Consider the following 26,072-nt stretch of genomic DNA (forward strand, 5'->3'; position numbering starts at 1 on the left):
AATTTGAATTTAATCTAATTAATACTATCCTTAACAGTTTTCAAACCATCCTCACTAGGTTTAGCACCTGATTTAGATTTATTATATTCTTCACGAATGGTTTGCTGATTGAAGATTTCAGCCAAATAAGGTTCTACAATAGCTTCTAAAGCGCTTTTTGAAATTGTTGTTACGGTTGGATCTTCTACCAACTGATGCCAAACTCCTTTAGAACCAAACTTATAATCGCCAAAAACAATTACCGGGTTACCTTTAACTTTTACAGTTTTTTTATCTGCCAAAACCCATTGATCCGCCCAATTGTACAGCCATTGCGCATCGGCATCTAACAAACGTAAGCAAGAATGCGAAGCCGGATATCCTGGCAAAGCATACTGATGCCAACCCACACCACCGGAATTACTAATGTTGAAATTCCAATTTAAAATCCATTCATCATCAACAGTACTTGTAACTTTTCTGCCTTTCCAATTGGTAAAAAACAATCCGCGCGGAGTTTGAGCAGATTTCTTACCCATATTCGTTGGTCCCCATTTAACCAAATTTCCTTTTTCGTACACGGCATAAGCTTGTATTGGGTACGAGAAAATTACTGTTTTAGGAACTTCCGCCAAATTATCTAATTTACGCGGAAAAGGTGTGTAATCCATAAAAGTTGACTTAAACTCGTTTGGTACAATCAACGTATCGCGTGTTTTTATATGGTCGGTATCAATACGGTTTAGCGCCGCTATGGTATATTGCTGTTCTTTTGTAAACGTATTGTAAAAAAGTTTACGCAACGAATCGCTGGCTTTTATTGGCCAATAGCTAAACGCATCCCCTTTGTAAACAGCATATTTTTTTGATTTTTTACTTTTTTCTAACTCGGTTTTTTTAACCGCTGCCACAGAATCTTTCTTTGCCAATTGAATAGAATCGTTTCTTTTTATAGCGATAGAATCTACTTTTGTTTCAATATTCTGCTGAATGGTAGTAGAATCAATTTCAGAATCTTGCTTCTCCATTTCTTTTTTACAACCCGCTAAAAACAGCACAGTTACAAGTAAAACAATAATTTTTTTCATTTCAAATTTTTATACGAAATTAATAAAAAAACCGATTGTTAAAATAAGATTTTCTATTGGTCAAAAATAAATTATAACAGCTACTTTTTGTCATTGATGTATTGCATAAAATCTCTTCGACTGACTTTTCTTTTGAGATGCTGAAACAAGTTCAGCATGACCGCATACTATCAATCATAAACTATTATTTCTCTGCCGAAACTGCTTCACGATTTTTCTGTTCTTTTAGCATTTCTGCCTGATATTTACCGACAATTCCGTTCAGGGTTTCAGCCGAAATATCGTTTGCGTGACTATTTTTTGCTAAATCTAACCAAGGTTTTCTTCCGTCGAAATTATAACTTCCATAAACAATTACTGGTGTTCCTTTAGCTTTTACGGTTTCTTTATCAGCCAAAATCCATTCATCAGCCCAATCGTACATCCATTTTGCATCGGCTTCTAACAAACGCAAACAAGAATGCGATGCCGGTGTACCTGGTAATGAATATTGATGCCATGCGATGCCTTCTTTGTTATCTAAATTAAAATTCCAACGTAAAATCCACTCATCATCAAATGTGCTTACGGTTTCTTCGCCTTTCCAATTACAAAAATAAAGTCCTTCTGGTGTTTTATGCTGTTTCGATCCCATGCTCGATGGTCCCCATTTTACCAATTCACCGTTTTCATATAATCCGTATGCTTGAATAGGATACGAAAAGATCGCTAGCTTATTAACATCCTTCGCACTGCTTAACGTGTACGGAAAAGGTGAATATGCCAAGAAATCATCATCGAACTGATCAGGAATCAACAAAGTATCAACAGTAGCAAACGTAGTTTTATCTACCCTATTTAATGCCACAATTGTTGTAAGCTGTTGTGATGTAAATTTTTCTTTAAAGATTTTTCGAACCGAATCGTTGCTCTTTAAAACCCAGTTGGTGTAGGTGTAATCTTGCGCTTTATCATATTTACGCTCTAATTTTTTTTCTAACGACTTTTCTTGTCGTTTTTCTGGTGTATCTTTGCAACCAATAACAGATATTAAAGTTGCAAATGCGGTAATTAAAATTGTCTTTTTCATAGCTAAATTTTAAATTATAATTGTTAAGTTACAAAAAAGAGCTGTTTCGACCAAAAATTTGATTATTTAAAATTTACAAATCAATTTATAATTCAATAAAAAAAGGTATTTTTACTTTTACAATCTAGAAAAGAATATGAGTGCAGATAAAGAAGCAAAATTGAAAGCTTTACAGCTTACATTAGATAAATTAGATAAAACATACGGAAAAGGAACCGTAATGAAATTGGGCGATAGCGCGGTGGAAGAAGTAGAAGCAATTCCGTCGGGATCATTAGGATTAGACCTTGCTTTAGGTGTTATGGGATATCCGCGCGGAAGAATCATTGAAATCTACGGACCGGAATCGTCTGGTAAAACAACATTAACATTACACGCCATTGCCGAAGCACAAAAAGCTGGTGGAATTGCCGCTTTTATTGATGCCGAGCATGCATTTGATCGTTTTTATGCGCAAAAATTAGGTATTGATATTGATAACCTTATTATATCGCAACCTGATAACGGGGAACAAGCATTGGAAATTGCCGAAAACTTGATTCGTTCAGGCGCTATTGATATCGTAGTTATTGACTCGGTTGCCGCATTAACGCCGAAAAGTGAAATTGAAGGTGAAATGGGCGATTCTAAAATGGGATTACATGCCAGATTAATGTCGCAAGCGTTACGTAAATTAACCGGAACCATTTCTAAGACAAACTGTACCGTGTTTTTTATTAACCAGTTGCGTGAAAAAATCGGTGTTATGTTTGGAAACCCAGAAACTACAACGGGTGGTAATGCATTAAAGTTCTACGCATCGGTTCGTTTGGATATTCGTAAATCTACACAGATTAAAGACGGCGACAGCGTAATGGGTAACCGCACCAAAGTAAAAGTTATTAAAAACAAAGTGGCACCGCCTTTCCGTACCGCAGAATTCGACATTATGTATGGCGAAGGAATTTCAAAAACAGGTGAAATTTTAGATTTGGCTGTGGATTTTGAAATCGTAAAAAAATCGGGATCATGGTTTAGTTATGGCGATACCAAATTAGGTCAGGGTCGTGATGGTGTTAAAGCATTAATTAAAGATAATCCGGAACTTCAAGAAGAATTAGAAGAGCGTATTAAAGCACATATCAAAGAACAACAAAGTTCATAAACCAAAAACTCCCTTTCAGCTGAAAGGGAGTTTTTTATTTGTAATCGGTTGGTTTTACAACATATTCGTCAACAAAAGCACCATTTTTGTCTTTATAATAATATTTAAAAGTAACATCTTTTTTTCGTTGAGGTTCCATAGAAGGATTTGTTTTGATATTTTCTAAAATACCTGGATACACATATTTACGTACAGTATCTAAATTAACTTCAGATTTATCTAAACCAATCAACTTGTAATTGTATTGGAAAATCTTTCCTGGCAACGCCACAGTATTTTCTAAAACAGTATATTCATCCACTTGCACGGGGCAGGTTTTATTAAGTTCATCTGCAACAAGTTTCATTTCTTTATCAATAGAATTATCATTATTAAAGAAAAATTGAACCAGAAAAAATGTTGCAAAAAATCCTAATACAGTGCCTATTACAACAAGCAGATTCGATTTCTTTTTAACAACTTTCTTATCTGTTTTGGGATGTATAACTTCTTCTATCGGATTTTGTTTTGGTAAAGAATATCCACAACTTTTACAAAATTTAGCATCTAAACTATTCTCCGTATCACAATTTGTACAAATATTACTCATGTTTTTTTTTGCAAAAGTATTTAATATATATGTAAAAACCTTTCGGAATCCAGAAAAAATCATCAATTTTGAGCCAGCAATGGGGTGCCGATTACGATTGGCTGAGATGATACCCAAGAACCTAGTTCTGCACCTGATCCGGATAATGCCGGCGTAGGGATTGTAACTTTATCATCTCATCATTTAATTTATTTACATGATGCAGGAAATTTTAAGTAAAACCAGCCTTTTAGAATGGTTTGGTGTATTTTTCGCAGTTGTGCAGGTTTTACTGGCACAACGCAACAACATTCACAATTATCTTTTTGGTATTGCCGGTATTATTCTGGCTATGTTTGTTAAGTTCAACGCCAAGCTTTATGCCGAATTCACGCTTGATTTTTACTACCTTGTAATGAGTGTTTACGGTTGGCTGTTCTGGAAATTTGGCAAACAACAAACCGAAACTCCTATTTCGTTTACCACAACTACCGAAAAATACAAGGCAACAGGTATTGTGGTTTCAGCGTTTTTAATTTTCTATATCTTTTTAACCAATTACACCAACAGCGATGTGCCGCTTTGGGATTCTTTGGTAACCGCATTTGCCTGGGCGGGTATGTGGCTTATGGCGAAACGCAAAATAGAAAACTGGGTGCTGCTAAACATTAGTAACTTTCTTGCCGTGCCGCTTTTAATTCATAAAGAACTGTATTTGTACGCTGCCTTAACCGCCTTTTTGTTTGTGGTTGCCATTTTTGGATACATAAACTGGTACAAAATTTTAAAGCAGCAAAAAAATGCATAGTTCCACAATTCAGCAAAAGTTATTTGGGGCAAAGCAAATTCCTGCCGATGTTATAAATCACATTTATAAAGAACGCTTGCTGCAAATCTGGGTTCCTAAAATGTACGGCGGTTTGGGTTTGAACTTTAGAAACGGACTAAAACTCTTAAAATCGTTGTCTTTTATCGATGGAAGTCTGGGCTGGATGGTTACTTTATGTGCAGGTGCCAATTATTTTTCGCGAAACCTAAAACCCGAAATTGCCAAAGAACTTTTTAAAGATAATTTTACGTGTTTTGGCGGAAGCGGAGCAATTGGCGGAACTGCCGAAAAACTGAACGATTTCTATTTGATTAATGGCAGATGGACGTTTGCTACCGGTGCGCCTCATTTGAGTCATTTTACGTTGAACGCCGTGGTTACCGAAAACGACCAGCCTGTTTTAGATGAAAATGGTAAAGAAATGATTCGATCTTTTATTATTCCGAAAGATCAGGTAGCAATTATTGCCGATTGGAAAGCCATGGGAATGCAGGCTACCGGAACGTTTTCATTTACGGTTGATGCTATTTTGGTTGATGCAAATCACAGTTTTATTTACAACGAATTTTATACCGATGCGGTTTTAGATCGAATTCCGTTTCGCATTTTTGCCGATTTAACCTTGTTGGTAAATTATCTGGGAATGGCAGAACATTTTATAGATGAAGCCGAAAAAATAAGACCGCAGTTAGATCTATCAGCTTTTAGAAACAACCTTTCTTCAGAAGAAAGTCAAACCTATTTCTTTGCAGATAAAATTGAAACACTTTTAGTAGAACAGCAGGAAAAAGCAGCCGAAGTTCAAGCCGAAATTCATCAGTTTGCTGAAACGTTGGTTGCTACTTTATCGCACAAAATTTTAGATCTATATTTTCAGTTAGGTATCAAAGCATCGCACACCAACGAACCTATTCACCAAATATTCCGCGATTATTTTACCGCAACACAGCATGCTAATTTTAGAAGAGTGTATTCTTAATTACATTTCCATTAAAAAGATAATTGAGTATATTTGAAAGTTAGGCAACGTATACCAAAAATGACGCAACATGAGACAACTGAATTCAATTGAACTTAAAGAAAAATTTGAAGATTATTCTTCCGATATTCGATATTGTGATGTCGATCAACTTACTATAAAAGTAAATCAATTTATATTTTTTCTTCGAGATCAACCGATTTCGAAAAGAATTTTGGAAAGAATCGAAAACGATTTTAAATCTCTAAGAAGCAATTTGACTGTCGATCAATTTCAGAGAAATGGTAAATACTATAGAGATCTTCTTGAACAATTATATAGTCGAGAGTTACAAGGCGCTTTCGGCTATTTCTACATAATCGAAAAATTTGAAATCAACCCTAAATATAGGACACACTATCTTGATGATGTAGGGAAATGGTACGGTGAAAAAGATTACAATGAAGAAAATGATAGGTTCAAATCATATTTTTTTATTCCATTTATAGAATTATTTGAATGGTTTTTACGTGAAAGTGAAACGATTAATCCGAATGACTATTTTTCTGAAGAAACCCAACAAAATATTATTGCTCGTATAGATGTTCTTGAAGAAAACTTAAGTTTAAAATTAAACATAGGAAATCAAATAGTCTTTGAAGAAGTTGAAGAAGTAAAAGACTTAATAACGTTTTTGAATAAGAAAAATTGGTTTGAAGTAATTAAAGGAAAATTTGTAGATCTTGCACTTGCAGAAGTTATTTCAAAAGAAGTAGCTAACACAATTGTGGAATCAATCACTGGAAATAAAATAGACCTTTTTAGATAGATCCGTCCTCAACAGCCTGTAAACAAAATTGCTGAGTTTTCGATAAAATGAAATTTTGTTCAAATAAAGAAATTATATCTTTCACAAAAATAATTGGTTACGAAGTTTGCAAGCTTGAGTCCGCTTTTTACATTCTTTGTAAAATAGAGATTATATCTCGAATGAAGTTCAGGATGACAGGTTGAATTATTTATAATAAATCCTTAGCATAATAGACTTTTTACTGTTATCAATAATCTTTTCTAAAATCTTAAAAGTTTCGTTGCTAACCATTGGGCAGCCTTCACTATTAATAATGGGTACCAATTGCTCTTCGTGCGGCATAAAAGTATAAGTATGTAAAACCACGTAACGTGCAAAAGCTTGGTCGTTGGTTTTATCTAAACCATGTAATTTGTACGATTTTCCAAATCGGCCAACATAATCTACTCCAACCTTATAGTTTCCTAACGAAGTCATATTACTGCCTTCCACATTGCTAAACTGCAATTCGCCATACGTTCCGGTGTTCGATCCTTTACCATGCGCCACCAAACCTTTGTGCAAAATACTGTCGTTCTTTACATCGTACACATAAAAGCGATTGTAACGACTTTTAATAGCCATATCTGCCAAGAAAACAACGTCTTGATTAAAGTCAGAATGATCTTGTAAGAATGCTTTAGAAAGTTGGATGTTTTTATTAAATCGATCTTTAGCTTCTGGCGAAACTTCGTGTTGTGGTCGAACAAATTTAAGTACCAGTAAAACAGCGGCAGCTAATAAAACAATTGCTATTAAATTACGAATGATTATTTTTTTCATGCTTCAATAAAGGTTGTAATATCAATTCGCGCACTTGATCTTTTAATTCCGGTTTATCGCGTTGGGTTAATCCTTTAGTTTCAACAAACGGATGCTGGTAAATGAACACATTTCCCGGATGACCTGCAAAAAATCGAAAAGGAAACATCTTTTTTAATCCGATAAACGTTATGGGAACCACCGGAATTCCAAAATCAATCGCCAAACGAAAAGCTCCGTCCTTAAAATCATCTAAAACAATCGATTCGTCATTTGGCACACCGCCTTCAGGAAAAATACAGACACTTAAACCACTCGCCAGCTTTTGTGCCGCAGCAATCATGGTTTTTTGTCGACTTACCGAACTTGATCTATCTACCAAAATGCAGGCTCTTTTATAGAAATATCCAAAAATGGGCAGCTTTGCCAGCTCTTTCTTTCCAACAAAAACAAACGGATTTTTAACCAAAATCAGCATCAGCATAATATCCATCATCGACGTATGATTTGCCGTAAGCATATAACTTTTGTTTCGATCGAAATGCTGTTTGGTAACGATTGATTTTCTAAAACCTGTTCCGTAAAATACCGCATACGCCCAAATTCTTGCTAAAAAGAAAAAGAAACGGTAAAATTTATCGGTTGATAATGAAATGATTAAAAATGGAGAAAGTACCAAAATTACCACCAATATAATCAGGTAAAACCATATTTTCCATAAAAACCAGATGGTGTTCTTTAAAAATTTCATGTGTTTTTTGTTAGACACTGCAAATTAATAAATAAATAATTTTAACAACTAACGTTATAAACTTTTAAATTTGTAAAAATTAATTTTAAAAGAATGGCAAAAGTATTAACAGGAGTTCAAAGTACCGGAACCCCACACCTTGGAAATCTTTTAGGAGCTATTTTGCCTGCTATTGAAATGGCAAATAATCCTGAAAATGAAACGTTTTTATTTATCGCCGATTTACATTCGGCAACACAGATTAAAGACGCTAAAACATTAAAAGAAAATACATACAGTGTGGCTGCAACCTGGCTTGCTTGTGGGTTAAACACCAACCGTGTTACCTTTTACAAACAATCTAGCGTGCCACAAACTTGTGAGCTTACCTGGTACTTAAGCTGTTTTTTTCCGTTTCAGCGTTTAACGTTGGCACACTCGTTTAAAGATAAAGCGAGCTATTTAGATAATGTAAACGCCGGTTTGTTTACCTACCCTATGCTTATGGCTGCCGATATTTTATTGTACGATGCCGAATTTGTGCCGGTTGGTAAAGATCAGTTACAGCATTTGGAAATTACGCGCGATGTTGCTTCTCGTTTTAATAGTCAGATGGGTGAAACATTTGTATTGCCGAATGCTAAAATTTCGGACGATATCATGACCGTTCCCGGAACCGATGGCGAAAAAATGAGTAAATCTCGTAACAACTTCATTAATATTTTTGAAGACGATAAAAAACTACGCAAGCAAATTATGGCAATTGTTACTGATGCTACTCCGCTTGAAGAACCTAAAAATCCGGATACCTGCAACGTATTTTCAATTTACAAGTTATTGGCAACGCCTGAACAAACCGAACAAATGCGTGCAAATTATTTAGGTGGAAATTACGGTTACGGACATGCAAAACAAGCCATGTTTGAATTGATTTGCGATAAGTTTAAAGACATACGCGAAAAATATACCTACTACATGAACAACTTGGAAGAGGTTGATCTTTTCTTGACAGAAGGTGCTGCAAAAGCTGCTGTTATTGCCAACGGAACCTTAAACCGAGTTCGTGAGAAGTTGGGGTATTAAAAAAAACACCTGTTCAAAATTGAACAGGTGTTTTTATTTTTTAATTACTATAGGAAACAAGATGTCTTTCCCATGTAGCATCGCCATAAATAGCAGCTAAAACTTCTTTAACCATACCAATTCCTTTAGCATAATGATATTCAGTAATACGTTCTTTTGGTATTTTTTCATTTGGCTGTAACCTTCCAACAAATGGATAAGACAAGTAATCTGTTCCTTCTACGTTTATAGTTCTATTAGCCTCTAATTTATAAACAACAGTTCCATAAGATTCTCCACCAAAAATAACTTCTTCATTATGTATAAAATCTTTATCTACTCCAGGGTGAATTGTATGTTCTTTTTGATCATTATCTTCTCTAGGGTCTTTTCCAAATGTTATTAAATGACCTTTCGGATTAACATAAATATAATTAACACTTCTCCACTGCCAACTTCCTATGTTCAAATTTTTATAAAATGTTTCCCTTTTAAAATAGTTTTTATTTTCGAAAGTAAATTTATCTGTTAAGACAACAGAATCAAAGGAATTAGAAAATCTTATATTTTGGAGTGAATCTCCATTATAGTTTTTATAAACCCAATTTCTACCAACTTTTAAATTAAATAAATCTTCTTGTTCAGTTTTGGTGCTATCATCTTCTTTGTCGCAAGAGATTAAACACAGCATTGTTACAACTGCAGTAATTTTAAGATAGTTTTTCATAATAGTATGTTTTAAATTTATCTTAATACAACTACACTTATCAATTTTTATTGTTTGGAAGTTTTAGTCTTTAACTTTAAACATTTTCCCAGGTAAACCAACAACAATTCCGTTTAGTTCTAACATCATTAATTCGGAGTTTAAAACAGACATTGATAGTTGTGTTTGCAAAGCCAGTTCATCAATATGCAAGGGTTCATTTTGTAAAGTTTTTAAAATAGTCTGCTGTAGTTCTGTAAAATCATTTAGGTTGATTTGTTTTTTAACTTCCGCTTGTTTCTTTGGATCATCTGTTGTATTCCAATTTAAATCCGCAATTAAATGATCAAAATTATAAAGCAGTTGTGCGCGGTTTTCATGTATCAAACGTAAACAACCTTTACTAAATTCGTCGTTTATCTTTCCCGGTACAGCATAAACTTCTCGAGCATAATCATTAGCAAAATACGCGGTAGATAAAGATCCACCTGTTTCGGCACTTTCAATAACTACCGTTGCAGTGCATAGTCCTGCAATAATTCTATTTCTTCGTGTAAATAATTCGGGCACCAAGGCATTAAAACCAGCATATTCGGTAATAATTAGTCCGTTGTTGAATAAATCGTTATAAAAATTCTTGTGCATTGCAGGATACAATTTTTTAAAGCTGGTCCCCATAATTCCTACGGTTGGTAAATTGACTTTTCGAGCTTCGTGATAGGCCGCAATATCAACTCCATAAGCCATTCCGCTTACAATCGTGGGTTTATACGATTGCAAATGTTCCATTAATTTTGCTGTAACCTCTTTTCCGTAGGCTGATATTTTCCGAGTTCCCACAATTGCCAAACAATTATTGTTTAGAAGAGAAAGATCGCCCTTATAAAACAAAAGTATAGGAGCGTCGGCACATTCCTTTAAAAGCTTTGGATATGCATCATCTAAAATTCCAACACAATTAATATGGTTCTTTTCTATAAACTTTAATTCTTCCTGAATCACATCGTTTTTATCAAACTGTAAAAGGGCATTCTGAATGGATTTCGGAATATTAAAATCAGCAAAAAACTGCTTGTTGCTAGGATCGAACAAACCATTCACATTTTTAGAAAGATCGAGCAATTTTCGGGCAGACAGTACTCCTACTCCATCGCAAGCCAACAATTTAAGGTAAGATGTTAAAGTTAACTGATCCATTTATTTTTTTGATTATCATTCTTTTATAAATATAAATCATTTTTTAAATTTGAAAAACACGAAAAGTATTCCAACTCAAAATGTTATCAACAAAAGCCAAAAATTGTTAATAACATTTGTGAATAAATTTCTTTAAAATGTATTGATTGGTTATTTTTGCCTTATGATGATCGAAAAACATATTTCAGCATTATTATACCGCTACCAATGTGTAACGGTACCCGGTTTTGGTGCTTTTATTACCGAAACTGTTTCTGCACGCTATAACGAAACCAGCAATACATTTGTGCCGCCAAAGAAAACCATATTGTTTAACAGTTTGTTACAACAAAACGACGGTTTACTGGCAAACCATATTGCTTTAGAAGAACAAATTTCTTTTAACGAGGCTGTTGTTTTGATTCAGGATCAGATTTCGTTATGGAAGGCAAACTTGAACGGTAAAGAGATTGTTTATTTAAAGAACATTGGAGAGCTTTCTTTAAACAGCGAACATAAAATTCAGTTTGAACCTGTTGGATCTACTAATTACTTAACTTCTTCTTTTGGATTAACCGCAGTTATGGCAACCGCTTTAACTCGTGAGCAGCAACCAACCGAAACTAAAGTTATTGAATTAGCAACATCAACCAAAAACAAACCGCGTTTACAGTGGATGCGTTATGCAGCAGCAGTTGTTGCGGCAGTTGGTTTGTACAGTTCAGTTTCTACTTATCAGGAATATGAGGTTTATCAGCAGAAAAAATTAGCCGTTGAAAAGGATGTTCAAAATCAAATTGAACAAAAATTACAACAAGCTACATTTGTTATTGAAGCTCCAAAGGTTATAAAAGAGAAAATTGCTGAAGTTACACAACAACAATCAACCAAATCTTTTCACATTGTTGCCGGTGCTTTTAAAACCGAAGCCAAAGCACAGATTTTAACCGATGAATTAAAAGCAAAAGGTTACGCAAATGCAAAATATTTGTCGAAATCTAAACACAATATGCGTCAGGTGGTTTACAACAGTTACGCAACACAAGAAGAAGCACAGGCTGATTTACGACAGATACACGAAAAAGTAAATAAAGACGCTTGGATTTTTATTGAAAACTAATTATACAAAAGACCTTTACGGGTCTTTTTTTTATTATATTCTCAAATAAATCTGCTACTTTTGTAAAAAATATCAATTATGCAATCTAAAACACCTAAAGATTCTATTACCATTTTAACCGATATTGTATTGCCGGGTGAAACAAATCCTTTAAACAACCTTTTTGGTGGCGAATTACTTGCTCGTATGGATCGAGCTGCAAGTATTACTGCCCGCAGACATTCGCGCAGGATCTGTGTAACGGCATCGGTTAACAATGTGGCGTTTAATAAAAGTATTCCTTTAGGAAGTGTGGTAACTATTGAAGCGAAGGTTTCTAGAACTTTTAGAACTTCTATGGAAATTTTTTTGGATGTTTGGATTGAAGATCGTGAATCGGGTAACCGTCAAAAAGCAAACGAAGCTATTTATACCTTTGTTGCTGTTGATGAAATGGGTACGCCAATTGAAATACCTACTATAACTCCTGAAACAGAAGAAGAAATTAGTCGTTTTGAAGCAGCTTTACGCAGAAAGCAGTTAAGTTTGGTTTTAGCAGGTAAAATGCAACCAAGCGAAGCAACAGAACTAAAAGCTTTATTTAGCTAAATACCATAAAAAAAAGAGTGCTTTTCGGCACTCTTTTTAATTTTGAATAATCTTTATTTATCTACCACCTCGTGTCATTCCGCCGCCTGATGAACTTCTACCGCCACCTCCTGATGATCCGCTGCTTCTACTCATTGACGGAGCTGAAGATCTGCTCATGCTTGGTGATGAACTACGACTCATTGATGGAGCCGAACTTCTGCTTGAAGAAGAACTTGGCTGACTGAAAGTTCTACTTGGTTGTGATGAGATACGTGATGAACGTTCGATTCTTGAACTTGCCGGTGCAGATTCTCTTCTTATTGAAGATGAATTACCTGATCTTAAAGTACCACTGTTTTGAATAGTTGCTCTGTCTGATCTTAATGTTGCATTCGACGATCTGCTTCTTGAAAATTCTTCGCTTGAAACTCTTTGTCTTCCTGAATTTACAGTTGTTGCTCTTCCTGAAGAAATAGTTCTACTGTCTGCATTTTGAATTCTACCAACACCTTCGCTTCTGTTTGAACTTCTTAAGTTACCATCTGTAATACTATTTCTAGATCTTGAATCTCTTGTAGTTTCTAAAGCTCTACGGTTATTTACGTTTTCATTTCTGCTTGTAAAAGAACGATTAGGATTCTGACGCTCTAATGAATTTCCTCTTACACTACTGTACATACGGTCTGCACGAACTAATCTACGGTTATCTGTATACGAATATCTGTTTCTGCCGTCTATATGAGAATGGATATGGCTGTGGTATCTAAACACCGGCATAGGACGCCAATATGAATAATATGTTGGATAATAACCCCAGTACCATGGTGAATAATATGGGCGGTATGTTGCCATCCAGAACATATCAAAGAACAATGGTGTTGAGTAGTAGAAAGGCTCATAAATATAGTTTGGACCATAAATGTATGAGTTACCTACAATTTGTACCTGAACCGTTTTATTACGCTGACGCTCCATTTCTATAGTTGCAACGTCTTGAAACTGATCCTGACCTAAAACTGCTTGGATTACAATTACACGAACATCGCTTTCACCAACTTCAACTACACGTAAATAATCAACATAATTATCGTTATTTAAATCTAGGTTTGATATTTGTGCCGACGGATCGTTTATTCTACGCTCAAAATCTTCTAAATCTCTAGATTCGCCAAAAATAGATGCTACTGCCTGCAAATCAAGATTGTCAGAAATATCGTAATTCTGAGCTACAACAGTTGCATTACCCCTGTTGTTTTGCGCAATACCAACACTTGCTGTTAGCATTGCTGCTGCTATTAATGCGAATCTGAATATTTTCATTTTGTTTATTATTTTTTGTTTTATATATATACAAAATATCAAGTACTGTGCCAAAAGTTTAAATAAAGAAAAAGACCTCAATAAATGAGGTCTTTTTAACTATATAATCTGTAAAAATTATTCTTGAGTAATAATGAATTCTGAACGACGGTTCATTGCATCCTGCTCTGGTGTACAACCCGTTCCACAATCAACTTTTGGTACACTTTCACCATAACCACGAGCTTGTAAACGAGAGCCGTTGATTCCTTTAGAGATCACATACTGCATTGTTGAACGTGCACGCTCATCTGATAATTTCAAGTTATACACATCGCTACCTTTGTTATCAGTGTGCGATTCAATTTTAACTTTCATACCTGGATTACGTTGCATGATTTGAACTAGTTTATTCAACTCAAACGCACCTTGCTGTGTAATGTTCGCTTTATCAAATTCAAAATATACATCACCTAAAATGATTTTCTTGTCAATTACAATCATTTCAATTGGGCGTAATTCAACATCGATTGGATATTTACCATCTCCCCATTTCTGTAATTCAACATCTTTACTTTCATAACCTTCAGAAGTTACCTGTAAAGCAAAAACCTTGTTACAGTCGGTATCATAACGTACAATTCCGTAAGAATCTGTAAAACGTGTTTCAATTACGTTTTTATCGTAGTCTAAAATCGCCACTTGTGCATCTTTTAAAATTGCACCTGTTTTTTGATCTTTCACCGTAATTACCATTTCGGTAACACAAACCGGGCGAACTTTGTAAATATCGTCACGACCTACGCGGTTTGTAGATAAGAAACCTACGCCTTTATCTGTATAGAATGATAAGTGAAAATCGTCTTTTGCTGTATTGATTGGATCACCAATATTGCGAACTTTTGCATTAGGATCAGTCAAATCGAACATATATAAATCCAATCCACCAAAACCTTTATGTGCGTTTGATGCAAAGATCAATTTATCATCGTCTGAAATAAAAGGAAACGATTCACGGCCTTCGGTATTAACGATTGTTCCCATATTTTCAGGGGTTCCGTAAGTACCGTCTTCATTTAAAGCTACACGCCAAATATCCATATCACCAACCGTTCCTGGCATATCAGAAGCAAAATACAACATTTTACCATCTGGAGAAACAGCAGGATTACTTACCATGTAATCAGGTGAATTGAATGGAACAGGCTCAATATCTTTCCATTTTTTTCCACTGTACTTTGCGCGGTAAACACTTACTTTACCTTTCTTTAAACGGTTTTTCTTGTCTTTTTCATATTTTCCACCACGGAAACTTTCTGTAGCAAAAAACATGGTTTGACCATCTGCCGTTACAGTTGTAGGACCATCGTGATGTTTTGTATTTAATTCATCAACAGGTTTAATGTCTTTAAATTTATCTTCGTCTGATACATACGTTGCCGCATAAACGTTTAAGAAAGGTTGATCGTTCCAACCGTATTTCTTTTTAGATTCATCACGGGCAGAAGCAAAATAAAGAGTATTATCTGCAGTTAAAATTCCACCAAAATCAGAAAACTGCGAATGATTCATTCTACTATCTTCAAAGGTAAACAAAGCTTCCTGGCTTCTTAGCGCTGGGATATAATCAGGATTTTGTAAATAATCAATAGCACGAGAATCTTCCGGTTTTAAATCAGAAAACTTCTTCATGATTTTATTAGAAGTATCGTAACGCCCACTTGCCTTAAGCATTTGCGCGTATTTGTAGTAAACTTCTGCGTCTTGATTTGGATTCAACTCAATTGCCTTTGCATACCATTTTGCAGATTCTACCGTATTAAATAAATTATAATAGGTTTCTGCTAATTGCAAAACAACATAACTATCTGTTTTTTCTCCGCGCACCAATTTTTTGTAATGCTCTGCAGCTTCAACAAATTCGTATCTTTTAAATAAATTGTCGGCATGCTTTAAACGCTCTTCTGCATTGTGAATGAAGGCAGTGTTTTGTGCTTGCGCTGTATATAAGGAACCTATTAATAATAGAGATAAGTATATTTTTTTCATAATTACTATTTAGCAGATAATGTTAGAAGAAACGTGGTGAACTTGATACTTTTTTCTTGTAGAAAATATCAAATAAAAGAATTATTTCATGAGATCCGCTTGTGTTATAATTTAAGTCAGATGTGATATAATCATAAGCATATCCAACTCTTAATTTTGGTGTTATTCTATAGTTTACCATAGCACCGAACGAATCTTGCAAACGATATGTTACACCAAACTCTAATTTTTCGTCATACAAGGCATTTGCAGAAAGATCAACAGAAACTGGTGATTCCGTTGCCATTTTTAACATGGTTGATGGTTTAAATTTCCATTCTTTGTTGATATCAAACACATATCCACCAGTTAAAAACATGTGAGCTACATCTGAACCAAACTTTCTGTTATTTTTTTCTAAATAAGTATTATTTAATAGATTTGTTACACTGAAACCAGCATAATATTTATTAGTAAAATAGAAAGCACCTACGCCCGCATTAAACAAAGTTTCACTGCTGTCTTCTGAAAAAACAATATCGCTTTTATCAGGTAAAGTTCCATTAATTTTACTAAAAAGACCTATTTCTTGCATAGTAGCACCACCTTTTACACCCAATGCCAAACTGTGTCCTTGTCCTAAACGAATAGTATAAGAAACATCTACATTAACAGAGTTTTCGGTAACCGGACCTATATTATCGTTCATAAAAGATAATCCAACTCCTAGATTTTTAGCTACAGGAGTATGTAAAAATGCAGTTGCTGTTTGTGGAGCACCTTCTACACCCATCCATTGTGATCTGTACAATATACCCGTAGACATATAATCATTGATACCTGCATAGGCCGGGTTTAAGATACTTTGATTGTACATATACTGTGTGTAATGAGGATCTTGCTGGGCAAGTCCCTTTAAACTTCCAAGTACAATACAAACTACCGCAACAATACTTTTATTTATTTTCATAAAGGACAAATTTATATTTCAATGTTACAAAGATAATTTTTAATTTTTTTCAACATAAAACATGCTTGCTTATTTCTTTCAAAACACCCTCTGTTAAGAAATTACTAAAATAACAATATTAATTTAATATAATCAAGATTTTTTTCAATATTTAAAAAAAAACAACTATCGCACTATCTTACAGTAAACTATTACAGTGTAATTTAATAAATTTGCAATAAACCTAATATAATCTTATACAAAAAACAAAATGCTGGAAAAAGAAGAAATTAACTATGAAAAAGCTGTATTGGTAGGTATTATTACCCAAAATCAATCAGAAGAAAAGCTGCAGGAGTATTTAGATGAGTTGGAGTTTCTAACACAAACCGCAGGTGGTGAAGTGGTAAAAAGGTTTACGCAAAAAATGGATAAACCAAACCCTAAAACATTTGTAGGAACAGGTAAGTTAGAAGAAATTGAACTTTATATTAAAGAACACAAGATTGATACGTTGATCTTTGACGATGAATTATCACCGTCTCAACAAAAAAATCTATCACGCCAGTTAGACTGTAAGGTTTTAGATCGAACCAATTTAATTTTGGATATTTTTGCGCAGCGTGCACAAACGTCGTACGCAAGAACACAGGTTGAACTGGCACAGTTTCAGTATTTATTACCGCGCTTAAGCGGAATGTGGACGCACTTAGAACGTCAGCGTGGTGGTATTGGTATGCGCGGACCTGGTGAAACCGAAATTGAAACCGACCGTCGAATTGTGCGTGACCGTATTGCTTTGTTAAAAGAAAAAATCCGCACCATTGACAGACAAATGGCAGTACAACGCAGCAATCGCGGCGCTATGGTTCGTGTTTCGTTAGTTGGATATACTAACGTTGGAAAATCTACTTTAATGAATGCTTTGGGTAAAAGCGAAGTTTTTGTTGAAAACAAATTATTTGCTACTTTGGATACTACCGTACGTAAAGTGGTGATTAAAAACCTGCCTTTTCTACTTTCTGATACTGTTGGTTTTATAAGAAAACTGCCTACACAGCTGGTAGAATCTTTTAAATCGACTTTAGATGAAGTGCGCGAAGCAGACTTATTATTGCATGTGGTTGATATTTCGCATCCTGAATTTGAGGATCATATTGAATCGGTAAATCAAATTTTAAAGGATATTAAAAGCGATGATAAAGAAACCATTATGATCTTTAATAAGATTGACACTTACAAAGCCGATAAATTCGATGAAGAAGATTTAACGATTGAGCGTACCTCTAAACATTATTCTATTAACGAGTGGAAAAACACGTGGATGAATAAAGTGGGTGAAAACAATGCCGTATTTATATCTGCAACAGAGAAACACAATTTTGAAGAATTACGCCATAAGGTTTACGAAGCTGTTAGACAGATTCATATTACCCGTTTTCCTTACAACAATTTCCTATATCCGGAATACACCGAAAACGATGCAACAGAAGAATAAAAAAAGAGGAACTTAAGTTCCTCTTTTTTTATTTTGGCAATCTGCTTTTTAAGGTCTTCCATATTAAAGCAGCATCATATTTTTTTACAAGATCATTAAGCAGTTCAACAGCCAATTTACCTTCATTATTTAGTTTATTCTTCAAAACTATTAAATCATTGTAATTGTTTTTTGCTTGAACAGCATTAGTAAAATTTGTTTTAGAAATATTTTTTTCTAACCATTTTAGCGGATCTTTATTTTTTTTGAAACTTCTAACCGCTTTTGGTTCTTTAAACATCTTATAAAAAGAAGCTTCATCTTCATCTAATTTTTGTAAGTATTGTGCATCCCTACTATTTAAATATCTTAAATATTCTTTTTCGTATTTTAAGAACAATTCATCATTAACTATTTCTGATTGTGCAAATGTATTTGTAGACACAATTAAAAATAATATATATATTATATTTTTCATTTTAATCATTGTTTAAATAAATTAAAGGTTATCAACTATTTCACCTCATACATTAATTGTATCCAATCTTGGTATTCGTAGTTTTTAGTTTTTACGTTTAAAAAATAGGTTCCAGAAGGTAAGATTTTCCCACTAGAATCCTGTCCACTCCATTGTCTCTTATATCCTTTTCCGTGCTCATAAACTACTTTTCCGTAGCGGTTAAATACTTTTAATTCTACCACATTGTTATATGTTAGATCTAAATAATCGTTATCACCATCGCCATTAGGAGAAATTCCTTTGGGAAAACTACAATTCTCTACAAACAAAAGAAAGGATTTTACATTTTCGCAACCATATTCATTAGTTTTCTTTATAGAAACTCGGTAATAACCAACTCTGTTTATTAATTGATTCTCAGATGGCTGAGGCATTGTTTCTACTACAAATTTCGCATCTTCATCTAATCGCTCTAATTTATAGTAAAATTCATCATCAGTTAAAACAGGTAATGTATATTCTTTACACAAATTTATATCTGTAGGAGTTTTAACTTCAACAGGTGCTTTAATAATTACTGCTTTTGCAATTTCAAAACAATCTGCTATTTCTGTTTCAACCCTAACATAGAATTCATTCTCACCCATTTCTATAGGATATTCTCTTGGGTTTGTGATTTGTTTTGTTTTGTTTATAGCATCATCTTCCGTCGGATAATACAGGAACTTCAATTTAGCCAACTCTTCAGGGCTAACATCGGGTTGACCATCTTTGACCATTTGTGCAATTTCATTTAAATTGTAAGTATTTTGATTTTTATCACAAACTACTAAACGCTCTAATTCTATATCGCCTAAATCAATAGCAGGTCTAAACCTCACTTCATATTTATCAATTTCATCTATATCTTCTCCCTCACAATCAAATGGAATTATTTGTGCAGTTATTATCTTTTGTTTATCAATTACAACATCAAAAGGACCTTCGTTGTTACTCGCAATATTTCCGTCTACCAACCATTCCATTCTATACATATTTTCCCCACTTGGAGTAAAACGCCAAGATTGCTGAACTATATCAAATATTTGTAAGTTCTTTCCTGGTGCAGTATAAGCCTGTGTTCCATTAGCATTATTTATTCCCAAAATTGCCAGTCCATCATTTGTTAACGGACAACCATTATGTTGTGTAACAATTATGTCTATAAAGTTTGTTGTTTCGTGTAATGCAATTTGATGTGTTTGAGGCGGAATTAAATTAGTAGGGCATGCAAGTGGATCCAACTGAAAAGCTAATTGATCAAAATAAGTAACTACAAAAACCCTACAAGGAGCTTCACCGTAAACAGCATACCTCACAGCACCCTGCATTCCTGTCATCCAGTGAGTATGCTTCCAAAACATAACAGTATTAGTAACACCGCCTGCATTTGCTGGAATAGTAAACGAAGGAGTATTACCACCTTGAGGAGTATCAATTTTATGGTTAATACCATCTGTGAATGATAGATATCCATTTGAATGAACAGATACTCTATCCCAAGTTTGATCAAAGAAACAAAATTTAAATGGTAAATTAATATCATTATCTCCCCTAATATCAACTACAGTACTATAAGGAATATCTGTACCTGTTGTTGGATATGCATTAAAAGGTATTTGTTCTACATCGTACATATTGGTACGGCGTATAGGTGCATTTATCGTTGGAGTAATTGTAACTTTTTGATCTACACAAACTACATACTGATCTGTATTTTCTAGGTAATAAGGGTTATTTTCAGGTAGTATTTTAACATCAAAACATGTTGGACCTGGGTCACTATTATCCTGAGCTGATACACTTACTGTAGACAAGAGCAGAAAGAAGAGTATTTTTCTAAACATAATGATTAAATTAATATAATAATTCGTTAAATTTAGACAAATACTTTACAAAAACAAAATTAAAACATATAATTTAATCCTACACCTAAAGTATGACGTGTTTGAAAGCCTTTATATGCGTTGTCATCATACAATGCCTGAAATGTTAAATTTGTAGAAATATACTTGTTAACCTTTAATACTGCGTTTAATTGATAATCAATATCAACATTTTGCGGATCTTCTAAATAATTACTGTAAAGGTTTAAAATATTTTCAATGGTAAAGTTTTCCATTACCTGTACTTTATAGTATGCATTTACTGCTGCACCCATTTCAAAACGAACATCCTTTCCTTGCTCTACACCAAACGATTCACCAAAATCTGTGAAATGCTTGTGTACAAAAATAAAACGTGCGGTTGCCGGTGCTATGTTCACTTTTAGATTGTCGTTCTTTTTCCAAAGCATACCTAAACCTGTTTGCCAGTAAGCCGGCGACATAAAATGCGAAATACGTTCGGTTTCATCTTTTGGGTTCAAACCCGTATCAAACTGTGTTTTAAAATTGGTAAAAGCAGAGTAGTACCATTCACCTTGGGCTTTTTTCCCCAAGATGGAATTAACTTCCAATCGGTCATCAGTTTTTCTCTGTTCTTCGCCTTTTAATTTATTGATACCGTACATGGCGATAAACTTGTTATCCCAAACCCAATCATCTTTTTTGTAGTTGATATCGTAATTTATCGAACCATTAATTGCTAGGTTATTAGATCCACCAGCTTGCCACTGTGAAAAACTTGACTGACTACCCAAAACAGCAATTGTTCCTTTTTTAATCCAATAGGTAGTATCTTTTACAACTTGAACAGTTTCGGTTTGTGCATAAAAAATCTGACTGATTAAAAATGCACTCAATAAAATAATCTTTTTCATAGTCTATTTTTTTTAATTGCTATTTCTTTCTTTTGAAGATAGGCACTGCGGAACAAGCTTCGCCAAACATGATAGATCGTGCGTGATTTATCATTTTTTGAGTTGCCATAACGTAACCTTCTTCTGGAATTGGTTTTTTAGAACATCCTTTTATAATTACCGGCTGATTATCGTAAGCAGAAAAATCTAACTTATCAATTAATTGCTGATAATAGGTAATCATTAACTGATCTAACGATCCCTGAACGACTGTTTTTGCGAACGGTTGCACATACGACGATACCAACATGAATGCCCACGATGGTAAAATAGCATCGGTTGTGCAGGTTAACGCTACCAATTTATCCTGATAAACGGTAAAATCGAAATTTTTCAAGGCATCTCTAAATTCTTTTTCTTTTAGAATGAATCCTTGAAAAAGCCATTGCGATATATCTAAAACAACACGTTCTTCGGCAGGATAATAATCTTCTAAATCGAAAATTACCAAACTGCTTTGTGCTACTTTATTTACAATTTCATCTTCCATTTTTATAACATTCCAAGTTCCAGTTTTGCTTCTTCGCTCATCATGTCTTTTTCCCAAGGGGGATCAAACGTTAATTCGATCTCTACTTCTTTCACCATATTAATAGAGCTTACTTTTTCTTTCACTTCCATTGGCAATGTTTCTGCAACGGGGCAGTTTGGTGAGGTCAGTGTCATTAATATTTTTACGTCGTAATTTTCGTTCACGAAAACGTCGTAAATTAATCCTAATTCGTAAATATCAACCGGAATTTCGGGATCGAATATTGTTTTTAAGGTTCTAACAATATTTTCACCTAAGTCGTTTACATCTATTTGTTCTTCCATATCATCAGTTGGCTTGAAGGGCGATTGCATATAATTTTATTTGTTTTAGCATTGATACCAGTCCGTTGGCACGCGTAGGCGACAAATGTTCTTTCAGTCCGATTTCATCGATAAAAGACGTATCGGCATTCATTACATCGACCGCTTTTTGATCTGAAAACGTTCTTATTAAAATAGCAATGATTCCTTTGGTAAGAATTGCATCGCTATCGGCAGTAAAAACAATTTTATTGTCGTTTTTTTCGGCGTGTAACCATACTTTTGACTGGCATCCGCGGATTAAATTTTCTTCTACTTTATATTGATCTTCTATTAAAGGAAGTGATTTCCCTAGTTCAATGATGTATTCGTAACGTTGCATCCAATCATCGAACATTGCAAATTCATCTACTATTTCTTCCTGTATTTCTTTAATTGTCATTTGTTCTTGTTTAACGTTTTTTTTGTTTAAGGTTTAAGGTTTTAGAGACTTTCGACATTTGACGTTAAGACTTTACCTACTATTGCAACATCATTTGCGCTTTTTTCAACGCTTCGATCATTGCATCAATTTCTTCCTTGGTGTTGTAAAATGCGAACGATGCGCGAATGGTTCCGGGAATATCGAAATAATTCATAATGGGTTGTGCACAGTGATGCCCTGTACGAACGGCGATTCCCAATTTATCAATAATTGCACCGACATCGTACGGATGAATTCCTTTAAAATTAAATGAAATTACCGATGCTTTTTCTGCCGTTGTTCCATAAAATTCAATTCCTTCCAACTTACTTAACTGTTGCATTCCGTAATCTAACAATTCCTGTTCGTAAGCCGCAATGTTATCAAAACCAATTTCGTTTAAATAATCAATTGCAACGCCCAACACAATACCGCCAGCAATGTTTGGTGTACCGGCTTCGAATTTATGTGGCAAACAAGCGTAAGTAGTTTTTTCAAAAGTAACTTCCTTGATCATTTCACCACCACCCTGATACGGCGGCAGTTTGTTTAACCACGCTTCTTTTCCATACAGAATTCCTGTTCCGGTTGGTCCGCCAATTTTATGACCCGAAAAAACGTAGAAATCGCAATCCAGCTCCTGAACATCGGGTTTTAAATGTGGTGTTGCCTGTGCACCGTCGATTAAAACGGCAGCACCTACTTGGTGTGCTTTTTCTATAATAAATTTTACGGGATTCACTACGCCCAACGCATTTGATATATGGTTAACCGCAACAATTTTGGTGTTTTCTGTCAACAGGTTTTGATACGCTTCCATATCCAAAGAACCATTCTGCAACATTGGAATCACTTTTAAAGTCGCACCCGAGCGTTCGCACGCAAACTGCCAAGGCACAATGTTAGAATGATGTTCCAAATGCGAAACAATTACCTCATCGCCTTGTTTTAAGATCTGACCAAAACCGTTTGCTACCAGATTTATTCCGAAGGTTGTGCCTGATGTAAACAAAACTTCGAAACTATTTTTAGCATTGATATGTTTTTGGATTTTTATGCGTGATTCTTCATAAGCATCGGTTGCAACCTGACTTAAATGATGCACGCCACGGTGTATGTTTGCATTGATTTCACTGTAGTATTTTACTTCGGCATCAATAACAACTTGCGGTTTTTGCGATGTAGCGGCATTATCAAAATACACCAGCGGTTTTCCGTTCACCTGCTGATGAAGTATAGGAAACTGACTTCGTATTTTATTTATATCGAACTTCATAGAAACTTCTAAAAAAAATTTATACAAAGATACTAATATTAAATCAGACGAAAGAAAGATTGAAATTGGAATTTAGAATGGTTGTAAATAAAACTATCGATTTATTTACATGTTATTTTATCATTTGTAAAAGGAAAACGCGTTGAAGTTTCAGACCTTTGTATCAATAAAATTTAAATCATGAGTTGGATTATTTTAATTGTTGCCGGATTATTCGAAGTGCTGTTTACAACCTGTTTAGGAAAAGCCAAAGAATTATCGGGAACCGAAGCTTACGGCTGGTATGCAGGCTTTGTAATTTCATTAATTATAAGCATGGGCTTGTTAATGAAAGCTACCGAAACATTGCCACTTGGAACGGCTTATGCTGTTTGGACAGGTATTGGAGCAGTGGGAACTGTAATTGTAGGAATTCTTGTTTTTAAAGATCCTGCTACTTTTTGGCGCGTGTTTTTTATTACAACGCTTATTGGATCTATCATTGGATTAAAAGCTGTTTCTGCACATTAAAAAAGACTTCTTTTCAGAAGTCTTTTTTAATTTTTTCTATATATCAAACCCAATGTTAACACCCAGTTTCATTGAGATTAGTTTTTGAAGTTTCAATTGCAGATCAGGAATGGCAACCGATTTTAAAACCTCATCGGTAAACGCATACATCAACAACGCTTTGGCTTCTTTTTTAGGGATACCGCGCTGCTGCATATAGAACATCGCAGAATCGTCTAACTGACCAATGGTACAACCGTGCGAACATTTTACATCATCGGCAAAAATTTCTAATTGCGGTTTGGTGTTCAAGGTAGCTTTATCTGTCAGTAAAATATTGTTGTTCTGCTGAAAAGCATCGGTTTTTTGAGCGATTTTATCTACATAAATCTTTCCGTTGAAAACCCCGGTTGATCTATCATCATAAATTCCTTTATAGTTTTGATGCGATTCACAGTTTGGTTCTTCATGGCTCACCAATGTATAATGATCCACATGTTGTTTTTCGCCAATAATAGTAATTCCTTTTAAAGTAGAATCAATACGTTCACCTCGCTGATAGAAATTCAAATTGTTTCTGGTGATGTTTCCACCAAACGAAAAAGTATGAACGGATACGCGACTTTCCTGTTTTTGCTCGATATAGGTATTATCAACCAAATCAGCAGTCAGTAAATCGTTTTGTAACTTGTAATAATCAACAATGGCACGTTTTGCAGCATAAATTTCGGTTACACTGTTTGTAAGCATTGGCAATTCTGACAAAGACTGATGGCGTTCGATGATCTGAACATGTGCATTTTCGCCTACAATTACCAAATTTCTTGGCTGAACAAAGTTTGACGCTCCGGTTGTGAAATACAAAATCTCGATCGGTTTTTGTACCACAGTCGATTTAGGAATATTGATGTAGGCTCCTTCTAAAGAATATGCCGTATTCAAATTCGTTAAACTGTCTTCTTTGTTTGCAATCTGATTAAAATACGTGTCGATAACCATTTTGTATTTAGGCTTTGTTAATGCCGACGACATTAAGCAAACATCTAAACCATCGTGCGTGGTTGATGACAAATGCGATGAAAAAACACCGTTGATAAAAACCACTTTATAGGTATCAACATCGTTTAAAAAATACTTTTTAACGTCTTTCCAATCAACAGCTGTTTCGTTTTTAGGAAGAATATTGAAATCGTTTGCCAATATGGCATTTAACGACGTGTATTTCCAAGCTTCTTCTCTTTTTGTAGGAAATCCTTTATTTTCGAACACCTTTAAAGCATCGGTACGCACATCGTGCAAGGTTGAGTTTATATCTACCTTTTGTTCAAATGCTAAAAATGATGATAATAATTTTTCTTTTAAATCCATTATTTGCTTTGTTTAAAG

General features: G+C 34.5%; 27 protein-coding genes. 9 read left to right on the forward strand and 18 right to left on the reverse strand.

Features of this window, described 5'->3' with window-relative positions:
• Positions 1–14: 14 nt before the first annotated feature.
• Positions 15–1,067, reverse strand: a complete 1,053-nt coding sequence (locus tag F0460_RS11305) for a L,D-transpeptidase family protein (protein ID WP_150013282.1) — start codon at positions 1,065–1,067, stop codon at positions 15–17.
• A gap of 184 nt (positions 1,068–1,251) precedes the next feature.
• Positions 1,252–2,136 carry a L,D-transpeptidase gene (locus F0460_RS11310; RefSeq protein ID WP_150013284.1) on the reverse strand — a complete coding sequence of 295 codons (885 nt, stop codon included), beginning with the start codon at positions 2,134–2,136 and terminating at the stop codon, positions 1,252–1,254.
• Between the two features lie 136 nt (positions 2,137–2,272).
• Here F0460_RS11310 and recA point away from each other — a divergent pair, with 136 nt between their 5' ends.
• Positions 2,273–3,280 (forward strand): recombinase RecA, encoded by a 1,008-nt coding sequence (gene recA, locus F0460_RS11315; RefSeq protein ID WP_150013286.1) that lies wholly within the window; start codon positions 2,273–2,275, stop codon positions 3,278–3,280.
• 34 nt (positions 3,281–3,314) lie between these two features.
• Here recA and F0460_RS11320 read toward each other — a convergent pair whose 3' ends face one another.
• Entirely contained in the window at positions 3,315–3,869 is a 555-nt protein-coding gene (locus F0460_RS11320; RefSeq protein WP_150013288.1) for a zinc ribbon domain-containing protein, read from the reverse strand.
• A 196-nt stretch (positions 3,870–4,065) separates the two neighbouring features.
• On the opposite strand from F0460_RS11320, the gene pnuC reads away from it, so the two are divergent.
• The 3 genes from pnuC (at position 4,066) to F0460_RS11335 (ending at position 6,464) form a co-directional block, all read left to right on the forward strand.
• Entirely contained in the window at positions 4,066–4,656 is a 591-nt protein-coding gene (gene pnuC, locus F0460_RS11325) for a nicotinamide riboside transporter PnuC (RefSeq protein WP_150013290.1), read from the forward strand.
• A complete protein-coding gene (locus tag F0460_RS11330; protein ID WP_150013292.1) occupies positions 4,649–5,656 on the forward strand; it encodes an acyl-CoA dehydrogenase family protein in 1,008 nt (335 codons plus the stop codon). The genes pnuC and F0460_RS11330 overlap by 8 nt, the downstream gene beginning before the upstream one ends.
• A gap of 70 nt (positions 5,657–5,726) precedes the next feature.
• On the forward strand, positions 5,727–6,464 hold the full coding sequence (locus F0460_RS11335) for a hypothetical protein (protein WP_150013294.1): 738 nt from the start codon (positions 5,727–5,729) through the stop codon (positions 6,462–6,464).
• A gap of 186 nt (positions 6,465–6,650) precedes the next feature.
• Here F0460_RS11335 and F0460_RS11340 read toward each other — a convergent pair whose 3' ends face one another.
• Complete coding sequence (locus F0460_RS11340) at positions 6,651–7,268, reverse strand: murein L,D-transpeptidase catalytic domain-containing protein (protein ID WP_150013296.1); 618 nt, start codon at positions 7,266–7,268, stop codon at positions 6,651–6,653.
• Entirely contained in the window at positions 7,246–7,998 is a 753-nt protein-coding gene (locus F0460_RS11345) for a lysophospholipid acyltransferase family protein (protein WP_150013298.1), read from the reverse strand. Before F0460_RS11345 ends, F0460_RS11340 begins: the two co-directional genes overlap by 23 nt.
• 93 nt (positions 7,999–8,091) lie before the next feature.
• Here F0460_RS11345 and trpS point away from each other — a divergent pair, with 93 nt between their 5' ends.
• Complete coding sequence (gene trpS, locus F0460_RS11350) at positions 8,092–9,060, forward strand: tryptophan--tRNA ligase (protein WP_150013300.1); 969 nt, start codon at positions 8,092–8,094, stop codon at positions 9,058–9,060.
• A gap of 40 nt (positions 9,061–9,100) precedes the next feature.
• Here the strand turns inward: trpS and F0460_RS11355 are convergent, their stop codons facing one another.
• Positions 9,101–9,766, reverse strand: coding sequence for a hypothetical protein (locus F0460_RS11355; protein ID WP_150013302.1), 666 nt, complete (start codon positions 9,764–9,766; stop codon positions 9,101–9,103).
• A 63-nt stretch (positions 9,767–9,829) separates the two neighbouring features.
• Positions 9,830–10,942 carry a DNA-processing protein DprA gene (gene dprA / locus F0460_RS11360; protein ID WP_150013304.1) on the reverse strand — a complete coding sequence of 371 codons (1,113 nt, stop codon included), beginning with the start codon at positions 10,940–10,942 and terminating at the stop codon, positions 9,830–9,832.
• Between the two features lie 163 nt (positions 10,943–11,105).
• Here dprA and F0460_RS11365 point away from each other — a divergent pair, with 163 nt between their 5' ends.
• Positions 11,106–12,041 (forward strand): HU domain-containing protein, encoded by a 936-nt coding sequence (locus F0460_RS11365; protein WP_150013306.1) that lies wholly within the window; start codon positions 11,106–11,108, stop codon positions 12,039–12,041.
• 78 nt (positions 12,042–12,119) lie between these two features.
• Positions 12,120–12,629, forward strand: a complete 510-nt coding sequence (locus F0460_RS11370) for an acyl-CoA thioesterase (RefSeq protein ID WP_150013308.1) — start codon at positions 12,120–12,122, stop codon at positions 12,627–12,629.
• A 57-nt stretch (positions 12,630–12,686) separates the two neighbouring features.
• Here the strand turns inward: F0460_RS11370 and F0460_RS11375 are convergent, their stop codons facing one another.
• From F0460_RS11375 to F0460_RS11385, 3 genes are all read right to left on the reverse strand, one after another.
• Entirely contained in the window at positions 12,687–13,931 is a 1,245-nt protein-coding gene (locus F0460_RS11375) for a hypothetical protein (RefSeq protein ID WP_150013310.1), read from the reverse strand.
• A 117-nt stretch (positions 13,932–14,048) separates the two neighbouring features.
• Positions 14,049–15,959, reverse strand: a complete 1,911-nt coding sequence (locus tag F0460_RS11380) for an OmpA family protein (protein ID WP_150013312.1) — start codon at positions 15,957–15,959, stop codon at positions 14,049–14,051.
• Between the two features lie 22 nt (positions 15,960–15,981).
• The gene (locus tag F0460_RS11385) at positions 15,982–16,908 is read right to left on the reverse strand and encodes a PorP/SprF family type IX secretion system membrane protein (protein ID WP_150013314.1); all 927 of its coding nucleotides are present in this window, start codon (positions 16,906–16,908) and stop codon (positions 15,982–15,984) included.
• Positions 16,909–17,158: 250 nt separating this feature from the next.
• Between F0460_RS11385 and hflX the strand changes: the two genes are divergently transcribed.
• Positions 17,159–18,385: a GTPase HflX gene (gene hflX / locus F0460_RS11390; protein WP_150013316.1), complete on the forward strand. Its 1,227-nt coding sequence runs from the start codon at positions 17,159–17,161 to the stop codon at positions 18,383–18,385.
• A 28-nt stretch (positions 18,386–18,413) separates the two neighbouring features.
• Here hflX and F0460_RS11395 read toward each other — a convergent pair whose 3' ends face one another.
• The 7 genes from F0460_RS11395 to F0460_RS11425 all read right to left on the reverse strand — a co-directional run bounded on the left by F0460_RS11395 (position 18,414) and on the right by F0460_RS11425 (position 24,197).
• A complete protein-coding gene (locus F0460_RS11395; RefSeq protein ID WP_150013318.1) occupies positions 18,414–18,842 on the reverse strand; it encodes a hypothetical protein in 429 nt (142 codons plus the stop codon).
• Positions 18,843–18,877: 35 nt separating this feature from the next.
• Positions 18,878–20,710 (reverse strand): T9SS type B sorting domain-containing protein, encoded by a 1,833-nt coding sequence (locus F0460_RS11400; RefSeq protein ID WP_150013320.1) that lies wholly within the window; start codon positions 20,708–20,710, stop codon positions 18,878–18,880.
• Positions 20,711–20,769: 59 nt separating this feature from the next.
• A complete protein-coding gene (locus F0460_RS11405) occupies positions 20,770–21,624 on the reverse strand; it encodes a DUF3078 domain-containing protein (RefSeq protein WP_150013322.1) in 855 nt (284 codons plus the stop codon).
• Positions 21,625–21,643: 19 nt separating this feature from the next.
• The gene (locus tag F0460_RS11410; RefSeq protein ID WP_150013324.1) at positions 21,644–22,153 is read right to left on the reverse strand and encodes a DUF2480 family protein; all 510 of its coding nucleotides are present in this window, start codon (positions 22,151–22,153) and stop codon (positions 21,644–21,646) included.
• A gap of 2 nt (positions 22,154–22,155) precedes the next feature.
• Positions 22,156–22,479: an SUF system Fe-S cluster assembly protein gene (locus F0460_RS11415; RefSeq protein ID WP_150013326.1), complete on the reverse strand. Its 324-nt coding sequence runs from the start codon at positions 22,477–22,479 to the stop codon at positions 22,156–22,158.
• A 4-nt stretch (positions 22,480–22,483) separates the two neighbouring features.
• Positions 22,484–22,900, reverse strand: coding sequence for a SufE family protein (locus tag F0460_RS11420; protein ID WP_150013328.1), 417 nt, complete (start codon positions 22,898–22,900; stop codon positions 22,484–22,486).
• A gap of 79 nt (positions 22,901–22,979) precedes the next feature.
• Entirely contained in the window at positions 22,980–24,197 is a 1,218-nt protein-coding gene (locus F0460_RS11425) for an aminotransferase class V-fold PLP-dependent enzyme (RefSeq protein ID WP_150013330.1), read from the reverse strand.
• A 180-nt stretch (positions 24,198–24,377) separates the two neighbouring features.
• Here F0460_RS11425 and F0460_RS11430 point away from each other — a divergent pair, with 180 nt between their 5' ends.
• Positions 24,378–24,707, forward strand: a complete 330-nt coding sequence (locus F0460_RS11430) for a DMT family transporter (protein ID WP_150013332.1) — start codon at positions 24,378–24,380, stop codon at positions 24,705–24,707.
• Between the two features lie 36 nt (positions 24,708–24,743).
• Here F0460_RS11430 and sufD read toward each other — a convergent pair whose 3' ends face one another.
• The gene (gene sufD / locus F0460_RS11435) at positions 24,744–26,054 is read right to left on the reverse strand and encodes a Fe-S cluster assembly protein SufD (RefSeq protein ID WP_150013334.1); all 1,311 of its coding nucleotides are present in this window, start codon (positions 26,052–26,054) and stop codon (positions 24,744–24,746) included.
• Positions 26,055–26,072 lie beyond the last annotated feature (18 nt).

Source organism: Paenimyroides baculatum, assembly GCF_008629655.1.
Lineage (GTDB): Bacteria > Bacteroidota > Bacteroidia > Flavobacteriales > Flavobacteriaceae > Flavobacterium > Flavobacterium baculatum.